At 30.4% G+C, this 1,528-nt stretch carries 1 protein-coding gene; it reads right to left on the bottom strand.

The annotated features are described in order from the left end of the window. Positions 1 to 237 precede the first annotated feature (237 nt). Positions 238 to 942 (bottom strand): hypothetical protein, encoded by a 705-nt coding sequence (locus ACR2F7_RS13145; protein ID WP_432714012.1) that lies wholly within the window; start codon positions 940 to 942, stop codon positions 238 to 240. Positions 943 to 1,528 lie beyond the last annotated feature (586 nt).

Raw genomic sequence — 1,528 nt, 5'->3', positions numbered from 1 at the left:
CATTTTCAAACAATTAGAAATTAACAAGGCAGCCAAAGCTTGTACAGGAATGAAATAATAAGGACGACTTGGAAATTCATAACCCTCGTAAAGAGTAATCATGGTTAGCACAAGACAAAAGCAAAAAAAGAATAATAAATTGGCAAGGGTAAATAGTTGAATCTTATTTTTCATGATATTGTTGTCGTTTTTATAAATAGGGAGACAAGAGGAGGGGATAAGCATTAATTTATAATTTTAATTAACTTTGAGTATGCTAAACCTTAAGTAGCCATTCTCTATTTTTTGTACTTGTTTTTTTGCATCAAAAACATTTAAATTAAACTTAGCTTCTAATAAATAATCTGATTTCCTTTTTTGTAAACTTATAATTTCAAATTTAGAATTTTGTTGATCAGTTTGAGTAATTGAAGCAGGTTTACTTAAATCGTTTTCACCATATGACTTAAAGTCACCACGAGTATTTATCATCCTAATTGCAATTCCAGAAATTGAATTGTCTCTCCAGAAATCTGTTGAGTATTTATACATTCCTGTTGAAAACATATCTGTCTTGTTTTTTGGGAAGTTTAGATAGGAGCCATTGTTCTCATTTGTATTCGTGGTTTCAGCATTAGAATAGACTTTTATGAATGATAAAAACATAAACGAATTAACTGCTTTAATAGTAAAGTCTCGCACAAATAAAATTGAATCTTTATCACCTTGGATGAGATAGTTGAAATTAACACCCGAAGTGATTTTCGTATTTGATTCTGTTGTATATATTGAAGCTCTTTCAACATTGCTGGAGGTATACTTCTCCCCGTTAACAGTATAGGATACAGAATCTTTAAGAAGTTCTAATGGTGGTTCAGCTTCAGTTTCCAATTCGGTATTTTCCTTATCACATGCAGCAAGCATAAAGATGATGGATAACCCAAGCAGATATTTCAATTTCATATTGATTTATGGTTTGTAATCAAAACTATAAATAATTATCAGTAAAAATGGATACGCATAAAATAAAACTCAATTTGCCATACCGATGTTACTGAACTGAATGAAAATTAAATCCAACAAGCTTTGTTAAAGGAATACAAGAGGAGGAGAATAGCCTTAATTTATTCATCGAATGAGCTGATTTACGGTTACCATTATAGTAAAAACAATAACAAAGCATTTTAATAACTTGGAGTAGCTTAACTGACAAGCATCAATTTGAATCATATTATCCAGTGTTAATAGAATGACCTGCAAAATTGAAAACATTCTAGGTTGACAATTAGGGAAATTTAGGCGTATAAAAATGCTAAGACAATTAGAACTGCTGAAAAGAAGTGTTAACTTATCCGTTCTAAAATCTGAACCTTACGGAAGTGTAATAACCTAATTTTAATAACTAATAAGATTTACATTCTTTTTTCTTTCTTTTATAATTCTATTCATATTATCCTTAATTATAGGATTCCCAAATGCTGCTTATACCCACAGTATAAGTAAGGGCGAATCGGGAATCGCAGAAGGTTATAGTTTTGAAGTAGCGGGT

It is taken from the genome of Pedobacter sp. (assembly GCF_045628745.1).
Taxonomy (GTDB): domain Bacteria; phylum Bacteroidota; class Bacteroidia; order Sphingobacteriales; family Sphingobacteriaceae; genus Pedobacter.
The sequence above is the reverse complement of the archived record's forward strand: the minus strand, read 5'-3'. Positions and strand labels throughout refer to the sequence as shown.